This is a genomic window from Thalassobaculum litoreum DSM 18839 (assembly GCF_900102465.1).
Classification (GTDB): Bacteria; Pseudomonadota; Alphaproteobacteria; order Thalassobaculales; family Thalassobaculaceae; genus Thalassobaculum; species Thalassobaculum litoreum.
This window is the reverse complement of record NZ_FNBW01000011.1, coordinates 103,921-120,972: the sequence shown is the minus strand read 5'-3', so window position 1 is coordinate 120,972 and position 17,052 is coordinate 103,921. Positions and strand designations below refer to the sequence as shown.

Here is a 17,052-nt window from a genome sequence, read left to right as displayed (position 1 = left end):
GTCGGCCCCGGGCGTCCTCTTTGAGTGGGGCCGCAGCGATGCACGGGCAGGACGTCGCCCTCAAGGGCGTGAGCATGACCTATCCGAACGGTTTCACCGCCGTTCACGACACCGATCTCGACATCCATGCTGGCGAGTTCTTCTCGATCCTGGGGCCGTCCGGCTGCGGCAAGACGACGATCCTGCGGATGATCTCCGGCTTCATCGACCCGACCCGGGGCCGGGTGGCGATCGGCGGCCAGGAGATGAACGGCATCGGCCCGAACCGGCGACCGACCGCCCTGATCTTCCAGAACCTGGCGCTGTTCCCGCTGATGACGGTGTGGGAGAACGTGGCCTTCGGGCTCGAAGCGCGCGGCGTCGGCAAGGCCGCCAGGCGCAAGCGGGCCGACGAACTGCTCGAGTTGGTGGCGCTGACCGGCCAGGGCGACAAGAAACCGACCGAACTCTCCGGCGGTCAGCGTCAGCGCGTCGCCGTCGCTCGCGCCCTCGCGGTCGAGCCGGCGGTGCTGCTGCTCGACGAGCCGCTGTCCGCTCTGGATCTGAAGCTGCGCCAGCACATGCGCGCCGAGCTCAAGGCGATCCAGTGCAAGACCGGCGTCACCTTCATCTATATCACCCACGACCAGGGCGAGGCGCTGACCATGTCCGACCGGGTCGCGGTGATGAATCTCGGCCGGATCGAGCAGGTCGGCCCCGCGGCCGACATCTACAACGCCCCGGCTACCCCCTTCGTCGCCACCTTCGTCGGCGAGCAGAACGTGCTGCGCGGCCGGGTGGTCGGGCGCGAGAACGGCTATGCCTGCCTTGAGACGCCGTTGGGACGGCTGTTCGGCGTCGACAACCGGGGCCTGAGCGACGGCACCGACGCCATGATCTTCGTGCGACCGGAACGGATGCGGATCGCCAACGGTACCGGCGACCCGGCCAACCGGATCGAGGCCGAAGTCGAGCGCCGCGACCTGGAGGGGCCGTTCGTGAACCTGTTCGTGCGCGCCGGCAGTCACAGCCTGGCGCTGCATCTGACCAATTCCGGCACGGCCGGGCAGGAGTTCACCGGGATCCAGACGGTCGGCTTCGACCATGGCGACGCGGTGGTGATGCCGACGGGGGAGCTGGCCCGTGAGTGAACTGGTCCGCACCTATGGACGGGGTCTGACGGCGCTGTTCGTCGGGCTGATCGTCGCCTGGATCGTCGGGCTGATCCTGGTGCCGCAGATCCGCATGATCGAGCGTGCCTTCATCTACGAGGATCGCGGCGGCGAGACCGCCATGCTGGCCCTGGAGATCGACCGGCTCTACACCGAGAAATTCAAGCTGGAGCAGCGCCTGAAGGCGGGCGAGGGGAGCGGTGGCGGTTCCGGACTCCCGTCGCCCTCGCTGACCCCGAGCCCCACTCCGGCGCCCAGTCTTACTCCCTCACCAGGGTTGACGCCCTCACCGGGACTGACCCCCTCGCCGGGCGGGGCCGGCGGCGGCCTCTCAGCGGCCGAACGGGTCGGGGCGGAAGCCAGGATCGGCGAGCTGAACGCCCAGATCGCCGAGCTTGAGGCCCAGGAGGACACCTCTTCCGGCGAGGCCGGGATGAAGGAGAGCTACTCGCTCGACAACTTCACCACCATGAGCGCGGTGCATGTCGAGATCTTCGTGATGACGCTGCTCTATGCGCTCTGCGTCACCGTGCTGTGCTTCCTGATCTGCTATCCGGTCGCCTATGCCGCGGCGACCATGCAGTCGGAGGAGAAGCTGACCCTGCTGATGGTCGGCCTGGTCATCCCTTATGCCATCAACGAACTGCTGCGGATCTTCTCCTGGGTGATGATCCTGGAGAAGCAGGGCATCCTAAACTGGCTGTTCGATGCGCTGGGCATCATCAGCATGGACGCCGGCGAGGGCTTCCGCTTCGTCGCCTCCAACGGCGCCGTCTTCACGGTGATGATCTACGCCTATGTGCTGTTCATGGTGTTCCCGATCTACAACACCATCGACACCCTGGATAAGAACCAGATCGAGGCGGCCCGCGACCTGGGCGCGTCGGTCTGGAAGATCCATACCCGCGTGGTGATCCCGCACGCCAAGCCCGGCATCGCCGTCGGCTCGATCATGACCTTCATGCTCTCGGCCGGATCGATCGCCGCCCCGGAGATCGTCGGCCGCGGCCTGCATCCGGACTGGTTCTCCCAGCTCATCTACCGGCGCTTCTTCGAGGCGGATAGCTGGAACCAGGGTTCGGCCTATTCGGTGGCGCTGCTGGTCGCCTGCGTGGCCTTCATCCTCGTCAACATGGCGATCTTCAAGGTCGGCATCCGGGATATCGCGAAATGACGGCGGCGACGGACAACACGACGATCGTGGCCCCGCGCCTCGCGCCGAAGCGCGAAACCGACTGGGCCGGCGCGGTGATGAGCGGCTATCTGGTGCTGTTCTTCGCCTACATGTTCCTGCCGCTGCTGTTCATGGTGGCCGCCGCCTTCAACGCGGCGCCGACCCCGTCGGTGACCGACTGGCAGGGCTTCACCTTGCGCTGGTTCGTCGAGCTGCCGGGCGATGCGCGCTTCGTGCAGGGGCTGCTGAATTCCCTGGCGATCGCGCTCGGGGTGATCGTCTTCGCCATCCCGCTCGGGCTGTCCGGCGCCTTCATCCTGACCCGGCTGCAGTCGCGCGGCACGACTGTGCTGTACACGGTGCTGGTCTCGCCGATCCTGATGCCGGGGATCGTGCTCGGCGTGACCACCATGATCTTCTGGCGGGACTATTTCGGCGTCCAGGCCGGGCTGTTCACGGCCATGGTGGCGCAGACCACCTTCATCGCGTCATACTGCATGCTCCTGTTCATGGCCCGCCTGCAGCGCCAGGACCGCGTTCTGGAAGAGGCGGCGCTGGACCTGGGAGCCTCGCCCGTGCTGGTGTTCCGCCGCATCACCCTGCCGTTCCTGATGCCGACCATCGCCACGGCCTGCGTGATCGCCTTCCTGCAGTCGATCGAGAACTACAACACCACCTTCTTCGCCATCGGCGGCGACTGGACCCTGGTCACCGAGATCGGCGCGCGCATGCGTTTCGGCCTGTCGCCGATGATCAACGCCATCGGCGTGATCTTCGTCGCCATCACCATCGCCGCCGCCGTCACCCATGTGCTGCTGAAGCGGCGGAAGCGCTGAATGCGGATCGCCCTGCGTTGCCTGCCGGGATATGCCGACCACCTGCCGCAACCCAGGCTGGCCCGAACAGCCCTGCCGGACTGGCTGCGCACGATGCCGGCGGAGGCGGCGGCCCCGCTGCTGTCCGACGCGCCGGTCCGAACCGTCAAGCAGTGCCCGCCTTTCATCGACGCCATGCAGGGCGGCATCCTGTTCCCGCTCGCCGCCGATCTTGCTGTCGCGGGCGGCGCGCTGTCCTGGGACTGGAACCTGCCGCCTCATGCGCGGGCACGGCCGAGCCGCGCGCCCGTGGGCGTGCATCTGCCGGAGCAGGCGACCGGGTTTCCCGGGCTGGAGCGTCCCGGCCAGTTCATCGTGAAGTTCACCAACTTCTGGACCGTCGAGCTGCCCGAGGGCTGGTCGATGCTGTTCGTGCATCCGGTCAACCGGCTCGACCTGCCGTTCCGAACGGTCTCCGGTCTGGTCGACTGCGATGCCTGGCGCGACGGCGCCGTGCACTTCCCGGCGGTCTGGAGCGACCCCGACTTCGAAGGCACGCTGCCGGCCGGCACGCCCGTCGCCCAGGGCTTCCCTGTCCCGCGCGACGCCCTGGAACTGGAGATCGGGGAGATGGCGCCGGACCGGCTCGCCGACCATCTCGACGTGCAGGACGCACTGCAGGCCGAGCCCGGCCTGTACCGCAAGCGCTATCGCGGCGGCGCGAAAAGCTGAGCCGGGTCGAGGCTGATCCGCCCGGCGGCACCCTGGGTCGCCACCTTGAGCCGGGCGGCGTCGATCTCCGCCCCGTGCCCGTCCAGTTCCGCCAGCAGCCGCCGGCATCCGTGGACATCGCCGCGATCCCGCAGTGCCTCCGCCCGGGCCAGCACCACGGTCGGCGCGTCGCCCTCGATCCGGGCCAGGGTGTCGGACGCCGCATGCGGCCGACCGAGCCGAAGCTGCAGACGGCCGAGATTGAGCAGGGCATCGTCGTCGTCGGGCACCAGCGCCAGATAGGCGGCGAAGCCTTCCGCCGCCGCCTCCAACTCGCCGATGTCGAGCAGGGTCGATGCCCGCTCGAACCGGGCGTTGGCGTGCTGCGGCTCGATCGCCAGCGCCGCCTCCAGATCGGCAAGGGCGTCGGTCGGGTTGCCGAGGCGCTTGCGCACCAGCCCGCGGTTGTAGAGCAGGCTGGCCGAGCCCGGTGCCGCTCCCAGCAGTCCGGTCAGCGCCGCGTCGGCCGCCGGCCAGTCGGCCCGACCCAGGGCGGCCTGGGCGCGGGCCTGGAGGGTGGTGAGCGTCTGGGGGTCCATCGGCATGGGGGCGTTGCCTGTCCTGAGCGGGGTCCGCCGTACTCTGCCTTGCGGCCGGCGGTCCGATCAAGCGCGGTCAGGGCGTGCGAAAGCCGACCGCCGCCTGGCTCTCGCCCGATGCCTCACAGGGCGAGGTCGGCGACCGCCTGTGCCAGCAGATTGGCGCCGGGGCGGATGCTCTCCCACTCGGTGTGCTCGTTCGGGGCATGGCTGATGCCGCCGGCCGAGGGAACGAAGACCAGCCCGGCCGGGACGTGTCGCGCGAAGGTCTGGGCGTCGTGGCCGGCCCCGGAGGGCAGTGTCCGGTAGGGCACGTCCATCCGGTCGCAGAGCCGGCACAGACGCTGATGGATCCCGGCGTCCAGGCGGGTCGGTTTCAGCCAGCTGTGCTTGACGATATCCAGTCCCAGCCCGTGACGCTCGGCCGCCGCCGCCAGACTGGACCGGCAGGCCTCGGCCAGCGCCTCCATGACGCTCTCGTCGGCGTCCCGGCCGATGATGGAGAAGCTGGCGGTGCCGGCGACGCTATGGGGGAAGTTGGGCGACAGGGTGGCCTTGCCGACCGTCAGCCGGCTCTGTTCGCCGCCCGCCTCGGCGATGATCCGGTCGATCGCGTGGCCGAAATCCGCCAGCCCGCGGAAGGCGTCGCGCCGATGGTCCATGGGCGTGGTGCCGGAGTGATTGGCCTCACCGGTCAGGGTCACCGTCCAGTTGAAGACCCCGGAGACGGCATCGACCAGGCCGATGGCCTCGCCGGCGCGCTCCAGGACCGGGCCCTGTTCGATATGCAGCTCCAGAAAGGCCGCGATGCTCTCCGGGCTCCAGGCCACAGGACCGGTCGGATCGAGGCCCTGGGTGCTCAAGGCATCGCTGAGTCGGTTGCCGTCGCTGTCGGCGGCGGCCGCGATCCAGTCCGGCCCGACCTCGCCGCAGATCGCCTGACTGCCGAGCATGCCACCGAAACGGCCTTCCTCGTCGGCGGTGGAGACCACGACGATCGACCGCCTGGGGGTCAGTCCGGCGTCCTGCAGGGTCCGCACCGCCTCCAGCCCGGCGCAGACGCCGAGGGTGCCGTCGAGCGGGCCGCCCATGACCACCGTGTCCAGATGCGAGCCGACCATGACCGCCGGGCCGTCGCTGACGTCCCAGCGCCCGAACACGTTGCCGATGCAATCCATCCACGTGGCGAGACCGGCATCGGCCATCCGTGTCATCAGCCAGCGCCGCCCTGCCATGTCGGCATCGGAGAAACTGACCCGGTTTATCCCCGCACGCCCCGGCGCGACGCCGAGCGCATTCACCGCATCTACATCCGCCTGCAATCGGGAGAGATCCACCTCGAGTGGTGGAATTTCAATTTCTGCTTCTGAGTCAGCCAATTGGGCTTCGCCTCCCGTCCGATGATCACCGAGGCATCGGTTTATTAGGATCAATTTTTGACGAAGATAAATTTATCATGAATAATTAACCACAGTCCAACCTGGATCATCCAAGCCGCGTCTCGGAGCGCGGTGACGACAGGGGAGTTTCCGATGTTCTCACTCATTCGACGGATGCTGGTCGTGGCTGCCGCCTTCGGGGCGTTCGGCGCGACCGCGGCGGCGCAGACTCCCCCGGGGGTCCTGATCGTCGCGCAGATCGCCGAGCCGAAATCGCTGGACCCGCACGCGGTCACGGCGGTCAACGACTTCCGGATCCTGATGAACGTCTATGACGGCCTGGTGCGCTACAAGCCGGGCTCGTTGGAGGTCGAGCCGGCACTGGCCGAAAGCTGGACGGTCAGCGACGACGGCACGGTCTATACCTTCACGCTGCGCGACGGCGTGACCTTCCATGACGGATCGGCGCTCGACGCCGAGGCGGTGAAGTTCAACTTCGACCGCATGCTCGACGAGTCCCATCCGTTCCACGATACCGGGCCGTTTCCGCTGAGCTTCTTCTTCGGCTCGGTCGACAGCGTCGAGGCGCCCGATCCCAAGACCGTCGTCTTCCGGCTGAAGGAGCCTTATGCGCCGTTCCTGTCCAATCTGGCCTATCCGACGGGGCTGATCGTCTCGCCGGCCGCGGTAGAGGAGCATGGCGAGGATTTCGGCCGCAACCCGTCGGGCACCGGTCCCTTCAAGTTCGTCGAGTGGGAGTCCAACGCCAAGGTCGTGGTCGAGGCCAATCCGGACTACTGGGGCGGGGCGCCGGATCTGAAGGCCGTCGTCTTCCGCCCGATCACCGACGCCAACACCCGGGTCGCCGAGATGCTGTCCGGTGGGATCGACGTGATGGTGGAGGTGCCGCCGGACAATCTGTCGACCTTCGCCGACGATGCCTCCTACACCGTGTTCGAGCAGGCCGGCCCGCATCTGTGGTTCCTGATCCTGAACGCCAAGGAAGGCCCGATGGCCGACAGGAAGGTGCGCCAGGCGGTGAACTACGCGATCGACAAGAAGGCGCTGGTGGAGAACGTGCTGCAGGGCACCGCGGCGATCGCCGCCGGTCCGACCCCGCCGGCCTTCGCCTGGGCCTATAACGAGGCGCTGGAGCCCTATCCGCACGACCCGGAGAAGGCGAAGGCGCTGCTGAAGGAGGCCGGAGCCGAGGGCGCCAGCCTGACCTTCTACGTCACCGAGGGCGGGTCCGGCATGCTCGACCCGATCGCCATGGGCTCCGCCATCCAGGCGGATCTGGCCGAGGTCGGCCTCGACGTCACCATCGAGACCTACGAGTGGAACACCTTCCTGGGCAAGGTGAACCCGGGGCTGGAGGGCAAGGCCGACATGGCGGAGATGGCCTGGATGACCAACGATCCGGACACCCTGCCGTATCTCGCCCTGCGCACCGACGCCTTCCCGGACAAGGGCGGCTTCAATTCGGGCTACTATTCAAATCCGGAGGTGGACACCCTGCTGGAGGACGCCCGCAAGGCGACCGACCAGGCGGAGCGGGCCAGGCTCTACAAGGAGATGCAGGAGATCGTCCATGAGGATGCGCCCTGGGCCTTCATCGCCAACTGGAAGCAGAACGCGGTGACCAGCACCCGGGTCGAGGGCTTCGAGCTGCAGCCGTCGTTCTTCCTGCTGCTGGACGGTGTCACCAAGAACTGACCGTTCGCACCCAACGAGAGGAGGATCGGGGCGATGTGGCTCTATATCGGCAAACGGCTGCTCGCCACCGTCCCGATCCTGCTCGGCCTGTCGGTCATCGTCTTCGCGATGATGGCCGCCATCCCCGGCGACCCGGCGACCGCCATCCTCGGCAGCTACGCCACGCCGGAGAATGTGGAGCGGCTGAACCGCCAGCTCGGCCTCGACCGCTCCCTGGTGGAGCAGTATCTGACCTGGCTCGGCAACCTGCTGCAGGGTGACATGGGGCGCAGCTATGCCCTGAACCGCCCGGTGGCCGACGAGGTGTTCGAGCGGTTCGGCGCGACCCTGGTCCTGGCCGGCGCCTCCCTGCTGCTGTGCTCCCTGTTCGGGCTGCTGGCCGGGGTGATCGCGGCGGTCGGCCAGTTCGGCTGGCGCGACCGGATCGTCACCTTCCTGGTGCTGATCGGCATCTCCACCCCGTCCTTCTGGCTCGGCCTGCTGCTGATCATGCTGTTCGCGGTCGAGCTGCAGTGGCTGCCGGCCTCCGGCATGTTCGCGATCTATGGCGGCGGCGGGCCGCTCGATCTGCTGGCGCATCTGGCGCTGCCGGCGATCACGCTCGCCGTCGTGGCGACTGCCGTGATCGCCCGGTTGACCCGCACCGCCATGCTGGAGGTGCTGCGCCAGGACTATGTGCGCACCGCCCGGGCAAAGGGCGTGTCCGAGCGCCGGGTGATCTACCGCCATGCCTTCAAGTCCGCCCTGGTCGCCGTCATCCCGGTGATCGGCATCCAGACCGGCTTCGTGCTCGGCGGGGCGGTCTATATCGAGACCGTGTTCCAGTGGCCGGGCATAGGCCGGATGCTGGTCAACGCGATCTCCACCCGCGACCTGCTGCTGGTGCAGGGCGGCGTGCTGGTGGTGGCCGCCAGCTACGTGTTCTTCAACCTGCTGGCCGACGTCGCCCAGACGCTGGTCGATCCGAGGCTGCGCTGATGGCGGGCATGCTGGCAGTGGGCGCGACGCTGACGCGCCTGTTCGCGCGGGACCGGGGCGGGCGGCCGTCGCCCTTCGCCCTGCTGGTGGCCAACCCGCTCTCGGCCTTCGGTCTGGCGCTGCTGACCGTGATCGTCGTGCTGGTGATCGCCACGCCTTTTCTGCCGGTGCCGGACCCGGACATCACCGACCCGGCGAACCGGCTGCTGCGCCCGGGGACCGACGGTCATCTTCTGGGCACCGACCATCTCGGCCGGGACCTGCTGTCGCGCATGCTGTGGGGCACGCGGGTGTCGATCCTTGTCGGGCTGTCGGCGACCCTGATCGCCGCCACCATCGGCTCGCTGATCGGCCTCGTCGCCGGCTATGCGGGTGGGCGCACCGACAGCCTGCTGATGCGCGGCATCGACCTGGTCATGGCCTTCCCCTACATCCTCCTCGCCCTGGCGATCGTCGCCGTGCTCGGGCCGGGGCTGCTGAACGCGCTCTACGCCATCGCGGTGGTCAATATCCCGTTCTTCGCCCGCAACATCCGCGGCATCACGCTGGGCCTGTCGCGGCGCGAGTTCGTCGATGCCGCCCGGCTGTCCGGCGCCTCCCATGCCGAGATCCTGTTCCTGGAGGTGCTGCCCAACGTGCTGCCGACCATCGTGGTCACCATGTCGACCACGGTCGGCTGGATGATCCTGGAGACCGCGGGCCTGTCCTTCCTCGGTCTCGGTGCTCAGCCGCCCCAGGCCGATCTCGGCTCGATGCTGGGGGAGGGGCGCAAGCTGCTGTTCACCGCCCCCCATGTCTCGGTGGTCCCGGGTTTGATGATCTTCGCCCTGGTCATGTGCATCAACCTGGTGGGCGACGGGGTGCGCGACGTTCTCGACCCCCGCCTGAAGTCCGGCGCGCTGGCCGCGCCCGGCGCGGCGACCCGTGTCGCACGCGAGACGGTTCCGCCGGCACCGTCGACCGACGCGGTGCTGTCGGTGGAGGGACTGCGCACCGAGTTCCATGTGGGGTCGCGGGTCTACAAGGCGGTCGGAGGCGTCGACCTGGATCTGGCGCCCGGCGAGTGTCTGGGCCTCGTGGGCGAGTCCGGGTCGGGCAAGTCGGTGACGGCGCTGTCGCTCCTGCGCCTGGTGCCGACCCCGCCGGGGGTGATCGCCGGCGGCCGGGTGACGATCGAAGGCGCGGACCAGCTCGCGGCCACACCCGAGGCGCTGCGCCGGCTGCGTGGCGGGCGGGTCGCCTATGTGTTCCAGGATCCCCTGACCACCTTGCATCCGCTGTTCACCGTGGGCGATCAGATCGTCGAGGCGATCCGGGCGCACCAGCCGATCTCCCGCGCCGAGGCGGAGGCGCAGGCGCTGACCCTGCTGGAGAAGGTGCGGATTCCGTCGGCCAAGGCGCGGTTCTCCGCCTATCCGCACGAGCTGTCCGGCGGCATGCGCCAGCGGGTCTGCATCGCCATGGCGTTGGCCAACGACCCGGACCTGATCGTCGCCGACGAGCCGACCACCGCCCTGGACGTCACGGTGCAGGCCCAGGTGCTGAAGCTGCTGCGCGACCTGTCGCGCGAGCGCGGCTCGGCGGTGCTGTTCATCACCCATGATTTCGGCGTTGTCTCCGAACTCTGCGACCGGGTGGCGGTGATGTATGCCGGACGCATCGTCGAGATCGGGCCGAGCGGCGATGTCCTCGACGCGCCGGGCCACCCCTATACCGGCAAGCTGATCGACTGCGTCCCGGTGCTGGGCCGGCCCGAGCGGCGCATGGAGGCGATCGACGGCCTGCCGCCTTCGGTCGACCGGCTGCCGGCGGGCTGCGCCTTCGCCGACCGCTGCGACCGGGTGCAGGAAGACTGCCGCCATGGCGACATCCCGCTGGATCCCTTCGGCCCCGGCCGCGCCGTGCGCTGCCTCCACCCGCTACAGGAGGTCTCATGAGCGCCGAAACGGCATCGCCGGCGGTGGAGGCGGTCGAGGTCACCCGCACCTTCGGTGGCGGGCGAACCTTGTTCGGCGGCAGGCTGCCCGGCGTGCATGCGGTACAGAGCGTCAGCCTGACGGTGGAGGCGGGCGAGACCCTCGGCGTGGTCGGGGAGTCCGGCTGCGGGAAGTCGACCCTGGCGCGGATGCTGGTCGGGCTCGACCGGCCGACCGGCGGCAGCATCCGCCTGGAGGGAGCGGATGTGGCGGCGATGGCCCGGCGCGACTCCAACTCCTTGGCCCGACGGGTGCAGTACGTGTTCCAGGACCCGGTCGCCTCGCTGAACCCGCGCAAGACGATCCGCCAGATCCTGGAGGCGCCGATGCGTCGGCTGCATGGAATGGCCGAGGCGGAGCGCGCGGCCCGGCTGACGGAACTGATGCAGGTGGTCTCCCTGCGCGAGGAGTTCCTGGATCGCTACCCGCACGAGTTTTCCGGCGGGCAGGCCCAGCGCATCGGCATCGCCCGGGCGCTGGCGGCCGGTGCCCGGGTGATCGTGCTGGATGAGCCGGTCTCCGCCCTCGACGTCTCGGTCCAGGCCCAGGTGCTCAACCTGCTGGATCGCTTGAAGCGCGAGCTGGGACTCACTTATGTTTTCATCAGTCACGACCTGAGCGTGATTGAGAGCGTGTGCGAGCGGGTGGCCGTGATGTATTTCGGACGTATTGTCGAAATCGGCCGCGCCCGGGATCTCTACGCCGCGCCCCGGCATCCCTACACCGCCCTGCTGATGCGCTCCGCGCCGGCGCCCGGCGTGCGGCGCATCGAGGCCGAGGAGACGCCGGCGGAACTGCCCGATCCGCTGAACCCGCCGCCGGGCTGCGCCTTCGCGTCGCGCTGCCCGCGTGCGAGCGTACGCTGCCGCGAGCGCCGCCCCGAACTCGCCGGTGACGGCGGCCACGCCGCGGCGTGCTGGCATCCGCTGGATGGCGATGACTGACGACGGCCCCCCTCCGACGCCGCGCCTCGCCCGGGCCCGGCGCAAGGACAGCATCAGCGAGCAGGTCAAGGAGCTGATCATCGAGCAGCACCTGCGCCCGGGCGACCGCCTACCGGCCGAGAAGGAGCTGATGACCCGCTTCCAGGCCTCCAAGGGGTCGGTGCGCGAGGCACTGAGCGCGCTGCGCTCGGAGGGTCTGATCCGCACCCGCACAGGTCCCAAGGGCGGGGTCTTCCTGGCCGATATGGACCCGCAGCGGGCGATGGCGCTGCTGTCGAGCTACTTCCTGTTCCGTTCCCCGACCGTGAACGACATCTACGCGGTGCGCTGCGAGCTCGAGCCGGAGCTGGCCGCCTCCGTCGCCGGCCGGCTGTCGGCCGAGGATTTCGCCAGTCTGGAGCGGACCATGCGGCTCTACGACGCCGAGCCGAAGACCGCGGAGGAGGAATACGACCAGCGCATGGCCGAGCTCGACTTCCACAGCGTGCTGGCCGGGCTCTGTCCGAACCCGGTGCTGGGATTGTTCTGCGGCTTCCTGCAGACCCTGCTGCGCGAAACGGTGGTGTGCCGGCGGATCTACGATGCGCCGCATCCCGACCTGCGCGACACCGGCCTGCACTATCAGATCCGCCTGATGCGGGCCCTGAGGGCCGGAGACGCCCAGTCCGCCCGCGAGATCATGAGCGAGCACATGGCTGCGGCGCGCGACTACATGGTGCGCATGGAAGCGGACATCGTCGGCCGGTTCCTGTGACCGCGTGCCATTGATCGGCCGCCTTCGAACGGGCGCCGCCGCGAAGGTGTGGCACTTGTGAGTCTTACGTCAGTCTTTGGATGGATCTCTTCGGAACCCGGCGGCGCGGCTCGGGTTGTTGGTTAAGAGATGTTTAACGGGGCGGTGCAGTACCGCCGGCTGAAGGACGCCGACCGGGTGTCCGGCCTTTTTCGCGGCATCGGCAGAAGCCGGGCCGTTTGATCAGCTGATCGGCTGAAAACGTGGGGGCGTTCGCGAGGGCGGAGTCTCGCCGGGGAAACACGGCGGGCCGACCCCTCAAGGTAAATCCGTGGCCGGAACCCGGCCGCGGCAGTGCGGCATGACCGTCGGGCACGACCCGGCCATGTCCGTCAGATGGAGGAGAGAACCATGCACCACAGCAGCAGCCGGATCGCACTGGCAACCATCCTCAGCCTCGCGGCCGCTTCCCCTGCGCTTGGCGCGGAAACGCTGCCCCGCAGCGGCACCGCCCCGATTCCGGTCGAGCGTCCGGACCTGGACGCCGAGATGGCACGCGAGTTCGTCGGCGCCAAGGTGGTGAGCAGCGACAACAGGATCTCCGGCGAGATCGAGGATATCGTCGTGGAGGACGGCGCGTTGAGGGCCGTCATCGGCTACGGCGGCCTGCTGGGTCTGGGCGATGCCCGGGTCTCCCTGCCGCTGTCGGACCTGCGGATGGTCGCCCGCGGCATCGCCCGCGTGCGGATCAGCGACGATCAGGTCAGGGGCCTGCCGCGCTACGAGGGGTGATCCCGATCCGAGTGACCTGCCGGCGATGTAACTGCCGTCACTGACACAACAAAAACGGCGGCATCGCTCAGGAATTTTGAACGCCGCACCGCGTCACACGGTTAACGAAATCCCAGAGAGAGCAAATCAGCAGAGTTTTTCTGCCATGGATTATTGCGGCCAGACTTATGGGCGCGACACCGACGAGGGGACTGAGATGGACCGCATCGAAGCCAGCATTCCGAACAGGACGCGCCACGGCGATCGGACCGGTCCCAGTCGGGCGAGCCTGCGTGCGAAGCGCGACCGCCGACGCCTGATCGGATGCATTCCATCCGGCGAAACCCGCGCCTTACCGACGGCCGTCCCGTAGCCTGACCAGTTTCTGAAGAAGGGGTCGATCCTATGACCGACACCAATGACCCGGACTTTGCCGTCGGCGGTACCCGATGGCAGCCAACCACCGCTCCCGGCAGCGAGCGGCTGATGATGACCGTGGTCCTGCTGGCAGCCCTGACGGGCCTCGCGGTCTCCGTCCCGAAATCCGTGTTCGATCCGCTGAGCGACACGTTTCTGCTCAGCATCGGGATCATCGGTGTGTGGCGCTATTCCTGGTGGATCTTCCACGCCCTGCGCGCCTGCTATTACCTGCGCGTCCGCTTTCCCCGCATCCGCCGCCACGCCGAGGCCGCCGGCGGCGAGGCCGCCGGCGGCGAGCCGGTGGACCATGTCTACTGCCTGGTCACCTCCTATGCGATCGACCCGCAGGTCAGCTGGCCGGTCTACGAGGCCCTGTTCCACGAGGTGGCATCCTACGGCCGGCCTGCGACCATCGTCGCCGCCGTCAGCCATCAGAGCGATATCGACCTGCTGGAACGCGTCTGCGAGGCGGTCGGCCTCCCGGACCACGTCGAACTGGTCAGCATGTTTCAGGAGGGCACGGGCAAACGGCCTGCGATGGCCGAGGCGCTGCGCGCCATCTCGCGGCGGATGCCCACGGAGAACGCCATCTGCATCTTCATGGACGGCGACGTGGTCGTGCGCCCCGGCGCCCTGTCCAAGGTCGTGCCGGTGCTGCAGGCGAACCCGCAGATCGGCGCGGCGACCGCCGACAACCGCGGCATGACCGAGGGCGATGGCTGGACCCGGGAATGGTACGACCTGCGCTTCGCCCAGCGGCACCTGCTGATGTCTTCCATGAGCCTGTCCGGCAAGCTCCTGGTGCTGACCGGCCGGTTCAGCGTGATCCGCGCCCATCTGGCCACCGACCCGGACTTCATCCGGCAGATCGAGCACGACGCCATCGACCACTGGCGGCTCGGCCGCATCAACTTCCTGAGCGGCGACGACAAATCGACCTGGTTCTGGCTGCTCCGGCGCGGCTGGGGAATGATCTATCTGCCCGATGTCCGGGCCGACAGTTTCGAGGAACTTCCCGCCTCCAATCTGGTCGTCGGCGCGGTGTCCCTGCTGAAGCGCTGGTACGGCAACATGCTGCGCACCAGCGACCGGGCGATCGCGCTCGGCCCGCACCGAATCGGTCTGTTTCCGTGGTGGTGCCTGGTCGATCAGCGGCTGTCCATGTGGACCTCCCTGGTCGGCCCCGTGGTCGCGATCATCCTGGCGATCACCTACGACCCGGCCTTCCTGCTGGTCTACGGGCTGTGGATCCTCGGCACCCGGACCTTCATCGGGTCGGTCCTGTGCCTGGTGGTGCGCGGCCGGTGGGCCCCGCACTGGCCGTGGATGCTGTTCATGAACCAGATCCTCGGCGGCGTGGTGAAGACCTTCGTGTTCTTCCGCATGGACCGTCAGAAATGGACCCGGCAGGAGATCGCCACCGCCGATGGCAGCGCCGGAGGGCTCAGTAGCGCCACCCTGCACGGCCTGGCGCTCGCCTGCTTCGCCTCCCTGCTGGTGCTGTATTCGGGAACGGTCGGATGGCCGAATGCCGCGACGCTGAGGGTCTCGTTTCCGGAAAGCCGAGCCGCTCCGGGGCAGGATGACTCAAGCTGGCTGGACGTCGCGCTTGAGCGGCTGCCGACCGACCGCGCGCTTCCCCTGACGGAAGGGGAGTACCGGCTGACCCGGTTCACCCGATCGGAACGGCCGGGCCGGGTTCTGGTCGGTGCCGGGTCGCAGACCCGCGTGGACGTCGGCGCGGCGCAACTGGTCGCGGCAACCGGCGGGTCAGGAAGAACGACCTTCTGTCCGAAGGACGGTTCCCTGCCGGTCGAATGTCTGGTGGGCGCTCCGAAGCCCGTCGAATTGCGGAACCTGATCGTTCGGCCGGGCGCCGGCGGACCGTCGGACGCCACGGCGGCGACGATCCTGCCGTAGGCGCGCGGTCATAACCGCCCGGCCTTCGCCCCGCAATTCGCACCCGCGCCAATCGCACGCCCGCCATCTGCAAACGTGAGAAGGAACTCATCATGGATCTCGAGAAGACGGAGCCACGGTTGTTAGACCGCGGAAACCGCCCCCATTCGCGCGACCCGGGCCCGGCTGGACGCCAACCGGTCAATCCCTCCGGCGCCCGCCGGCGGGATGCGGGTCAACCGGAGGCGCAGGACTGGAAGGGCAACATCACCGGCGAACGCCGTGACGAGCGGCGGCAGGTCCGCGTGCGTCTGCCGTTCGAAGTGTCGACCGAGCACGGCACCTTCGAGGGCCGGGACCTGTCGGTGAATGGCTGCGCAGTCTCGGGCTGGTTCCCGCAGGATGCCGCGGAACCGCTGGCCGTCGAAGCGACCGTGCCCTTCAAGGGGTTCCGGCTGCAGCTTCCCTTCACGGCCACGATCCATCACCGCTCCACAGTGGACGGCGAGCAGGTGACGGGGCTGGAGATCGTCACCATGGACGACCGGGAACGGGCGCTGCTCAGCCGCCTGATCACGGCCCAACTGTCCGGGCGCCTGATGTCCTTCGACGGGCTGCTCAGCCCGGCTGACGGCCAGATGGCCCGAAAGAGCAAGACCACCGCCGGCGGTGCGTCGGACGGCAGCCACAAAGGCGGACGCCGGTTCGGCCGGCTGTTCGGCATCGGGCTGCTGATGCTGGGCGCCACCGCCGTGGCCGCCGCCGCGATCTATGACTCGGTCTTCGTGATCGAATCCCCGTTCGCCGCGACCACGGCGGCGCGGATCGACGTGAACGCCCCGGGCAAGGGGCGCTTCACCGGGGTCGAGCTGCGGCCCGGCGACAGGGTCGAGCGCGATCAGGAGATCGGCCGGGTCAGCAATGCCGACCTGAAGGCGGATCTCTCCCTGGCCCAGGCGACCCTGCGCTACAACGAACAGCTGCTCAGCACCCTGAACACGGCCGTGGACGAGGGCCGGGTCGATGCCGGCAGCACGATCGACGCCGCCCTGTCGCGATCCTCGCAGGATGGCGGCATGAACGTGGTCGATCTTCTGAGTATCGAGAAACGCCTGGAGCAGCTCGACGCCCAGACCAACCTGCAGCGCGCCAAGGTCTCGGCGCTGGAGACCCGACAGAGCGAGAACGTGCTCTACAGCCCGTGCGACTGCATTGTGCACTGGGCCCATGGCGGCGCCGGCGAGGCCTGGGTCGAGCCTGGAGACAAGGTCTATTCGCTGGTACCGCGCGGCGCCGGCGAACTGCTGGTCGAAGCGCAGATCCCGATGGATGCCGTGCCCCGGCTGACCCGGAGCCAGCGCGCCAACATCTACTCGCCGAACACCGGCCAGAACGTCTGGGGCCGCATCGTCGACCTCAGCGTCGAAGGCAGCCGACGTCCCCGGGCCGGCTTCCCGCGCTGGGTCCGTCAGGACCTGTCGAAGGCGACACTGCTGATCGCGCCGGAAGATCCGCTGCGCGGTATCGGCGTGGGCACGCCGGTGGAGGTCTCCTTCTCGGACATCTCCTCCAAGGTCGATACCTGGCAGGCCGAGGCGTCCGAGTTCTGGGACGAGAGCGTGACCACCCTGTCGGACGTCTCCGGCGTCGACATCCGAGCCATGTTGCCCTGGACCGACGAGACGTCGGGCGACCCGGCAACCAACCCCGGGTCCACGGAGGAGAACGCGATCTCCCTGGCCCGGCCACCCGAGACACCGGCGGGTTCCTAAACGCGGGACCCGCA

The 17,052-nt window shown here is 68.6% G+C and carries 14 protein-coding genes; 12 read left to right on the top strand and 2 right to left on the bottom strand.

Annotation, left to right across the window (positions count from 1 at the left end):
- Positions 1-38 precede the first annotated feature (38 nt).
- From BLS34_RS17750 to BLS34_RS17735, 4 genes are read left to right on the top strand one after another with little or no spacing between them, the layout of a single operon-like run.
- Positions 39-1,130: an ABC transporter ATP-binding protein gene (locus BLS34_RS17750; RefSeq protein ID WP_093152438.1), complete on the top strand. Its 1,092-nt coding sequence runs from the start codon at positions 39-41 to the stop codon at positions 1,128-1,130.
- A complete protein-coding gene (locus BLS34_RS17745; RefSeq protein WP_093152436.1) occupies positions 1,123-2,325 on the top strand; it encodes an ABC transporter permease in 1,203 nt (400 codons plus the stop codon). Before BLS34_RS17750 ends, BLS34_RS17745 begins: the two co-directional genes overlap by 8 nt.
- Positions 2,322-3,161, top strand: coding sequence for an ABC transporter permease (locus BLS34_RS17740; RefSeq protein ID WP_028792922.1), 840 nt, complete (start codon positions 2,322-2,324; stop codon positions 3,159-3,161). The genes BLS34_RS17745 and BLS34_RS17740 overlap by 4 nt, the downstream gene beginning before the upstream one ends.
- On the top strand, positions 3,162-3,872 hold the full coding sequence (locus BLS34_RS17735) for a hypothetical protein (RefSeq protein WP_093152433.1): 711 nt from the start codon (positions 3,162-3,164) through the stop codon (positions 3,870-3,872). It abuts the gene before it with no gap.
- Here the strand turns inward: BLS34_RS17735 and BLS34_RS17730 are convergent.
- Both BLS34_RS17730 and BLS34_RS17725 read right to left on the bottom strand, forming a co-directional pair.
- Entirely contained in the window at positions 3,848-4,456 is a 609-nt protein-coding gene (locus BLS34_RS17730) for a tetratricopeptide repeat protein (RefSeq protein ID WP_093152431.1), read from the bottom strand. The two genes, BLS34_RS17735 and BLS34_RS17730, sit on opposite strands and share 25 nt — an antisense overlap.
- Before the next feature lie 116 nt (positions 4,457-4,572).
- Positions 4,573-5,787 (bottom strand): Zn-dependent hydrolase, encoded by a 1,215-nt coding sequence (locus tag BLS34_RS17725; RefSeq protein ID WP_281241215.1) that lies wholly within the window; start codon positions 5,785-5,787, stop codon positions 4,573-4,575.
- 195 nt (positions 5,788-5,982) lie between these two features.
- On the opposite strand from BLS34_RS17725, the gene BLS34_RS17720 reads away from it, so the two are divergent.
- The 8 genes from BLS34_RS17720 to BLS34_RS17685 all read left to right on the top strand — a co-directional run bounded on the left by BLS34_RS17720 (position 5,983) and on the right by BLS34_RS17685 (position 17,038).
- Positions 5,983-7,545: an ABC transporter substrate-binding protein gene (locus tag BLS34_RS17720; RefSeq protein ID WP_093152427.1), complete on the top strand. Its 1,563-nt coding sequence runs from the start codon at positions 5,983-5,985 to the stop codon at positions 7,543-7,545.
- A 33-nt stretch (positions 7,546-7,578) separates the two neighbouring features.
- On the top strand, positions 7,579-8,523 hold the full coding sequence (locus BLS34_RS17715; RefSeq protein WP_028792918.1) for an ABC transporter permease: 945 nt from the start codon (positions 7,579-7,581) through the stop codon (positions 8,521-8,523).
- Positions 8,523-10,460, top strand: a complete 1,938-nt coding sequence (locus tag BLS34_RS26525; RefSeq protein ID WP_245702026.1) for a dipeptide/oligopeptide/nickel ABC transporter permease/ATP-binding protein — start codon at positions 8,523-8,525, stop codon at positions 10,458-10,460. The genes BLS34_RS17715 and BLS34_RS26525 overlap by 1 nt, the downstream gene beginning before the upstream one ends.
- Positions 10,457-11,443, top strand: a complete 987-nt coding sequence (locus BLS34_RS17705; RefSeq protein ID WP_093152424.1) for an ABC transporter ATP-binding protein — start codon at positions 10,457-10,459, stop codon at positions 11,441-11,443. The genes BLS34_RS26525 and BLS34_RS17705 overlap by 4 nt, the downstream gene beginning before the upstream one ends.
- On the top strand, positions 11,436-12,197 hold the full coding sequence (locus BLS34_RS17700; RefSeq protein WP_093152421.1) for a FadR/GntR family transcriptional regulator: 762 nt from the start codon (positions 11,436-11,438) through the stop codon (positions 12,195-12,197). The genes BLS34_RS17705 and BLS34_RS17700 overlap by 8 nt, the downstream gene beginning before the upstream one ends.
- A gap of 390 nt (positions 12,198-12,587) precedes the next feature.
- Entirely contained in the window at positions 12,588-12,968 is a 381-nt protein-coding gene (locus tag BLS34_RS17695; RefSeq protein WP_093152419.1) for a PRC-barrel domain-containing protein, read from the top strand.
- 384 nt (positions 12,969-13,352) lie between these two features.
- Entirely contained in the window at positions 13,353-15,287 is a 1,935-nt protein-coding gene (locus BLS34_RS17690) for a glycosyltransferase (RefSeq protein WP_093152416.1), read from the top strand.
- Positions 15,288-15,379: 92 nt separating this feature from the next.
- Positions 15,380-17,038: an alginate biosynthesis protein Alg44 gene (locus BLS34_RS17685; RefSeq protein ID WP_093152414.1), complete on the top strand. Its 1,659-nt coding sequence runs from the start codon at positions 15,380-15,382 to the stop codon at positions 17,036-17,038.
- Positions 17,039-17,052: the final 14 nt, after the last annotated feature.

Excerpts from the sequence above, each read along its gene's own strand:
- BLS34_RS17720 (WP_093152427.1), top strand. The coding sequence starts at position 5,983 with ATGTTCTCACTCATTCGACGGATGCTGGTCGTGGCTGCCGCCTTCGGG.
- BLS34_RS17685 (WP_093152414.1), top strand. The coding sequence starts at position 15,380 with ATGGATCTCGAGAAGACGGAGCCACGGTTGTTAGACCGCGGAAACCGC.
- BLS34_RS26525 (WP_245702026.1), top strand. The coding sequence starts at position 8,523 with ATGGCGGGCATGCTGGCAGTGGGCGCGACGCTGACGCGCCTGTTCGCG.
- BLS34_RS17750 (WP_093152438.1), top strand. The coding sequence starts at position 39 with ATGCACGGGCAGGACGTCGCCCTCAAGGGCGTGAGCATGACCTATCCG.
- BLS34_RS17740 (WP_028792922.1), top strand. The coding sequence starts at position 2,322 with ATGACGGCGGCGACGGACAACACGACGATCGTGGCCCCGCGCCTCGCG.
- BLS34_RS17700 (WP_093152421.1), top strand. The coding sequence starts at position 11,436 with ATGACTGACGACGGCCCCCCTCCGACGCCGCGCCTCGCCCGGGCCCGG.
- BLS34_RS17705 (WP_093152424.1), top strand. The coding sequence starts at position 10,457 with ATGAGCGCCGAAACGGCATCGCCGGCGGTGGAGGCGGTCGAGGTCACC.
- BLS34_RS17715 (WP_028792918.1), top strand. The coding sequence starts at position 7,579 with ATGTGGCTCTATATCGGCAAACGGCTGCTCGCCACCGTCCCGATCCTG.
- BLS34_RS17735 (WP_093152433.1), top strand. The coding sequence starts at position 3,162 with ATGCGGATCGCCCTGCGTTGCCTGCCGGGATATGCCGACCACCTGCCG.
- BLS34_RS17695 (WP_093152419.1), top strand. The coding sequence starts at position 12,588 with ATGCACCACAGCAGCAGCCGGATCGCACTGGCAACCATCCTCAGCCTC.
- BLS34_RS17690 (WP_093152416.1), top strand. The coding sequence starts at position 13,353 with ATGACCGACACCAATGACCCGGACTTTGCCGTCGGCGGTACCCGATGG.
- BLS34_RS17730 (WP_093152431.1), bottom strand. The coding sequence starts at position 4,456 with ATGCCGATGGACCCCCAGACGCTCACCACCCTCCAGGCCCGCGCCCAG.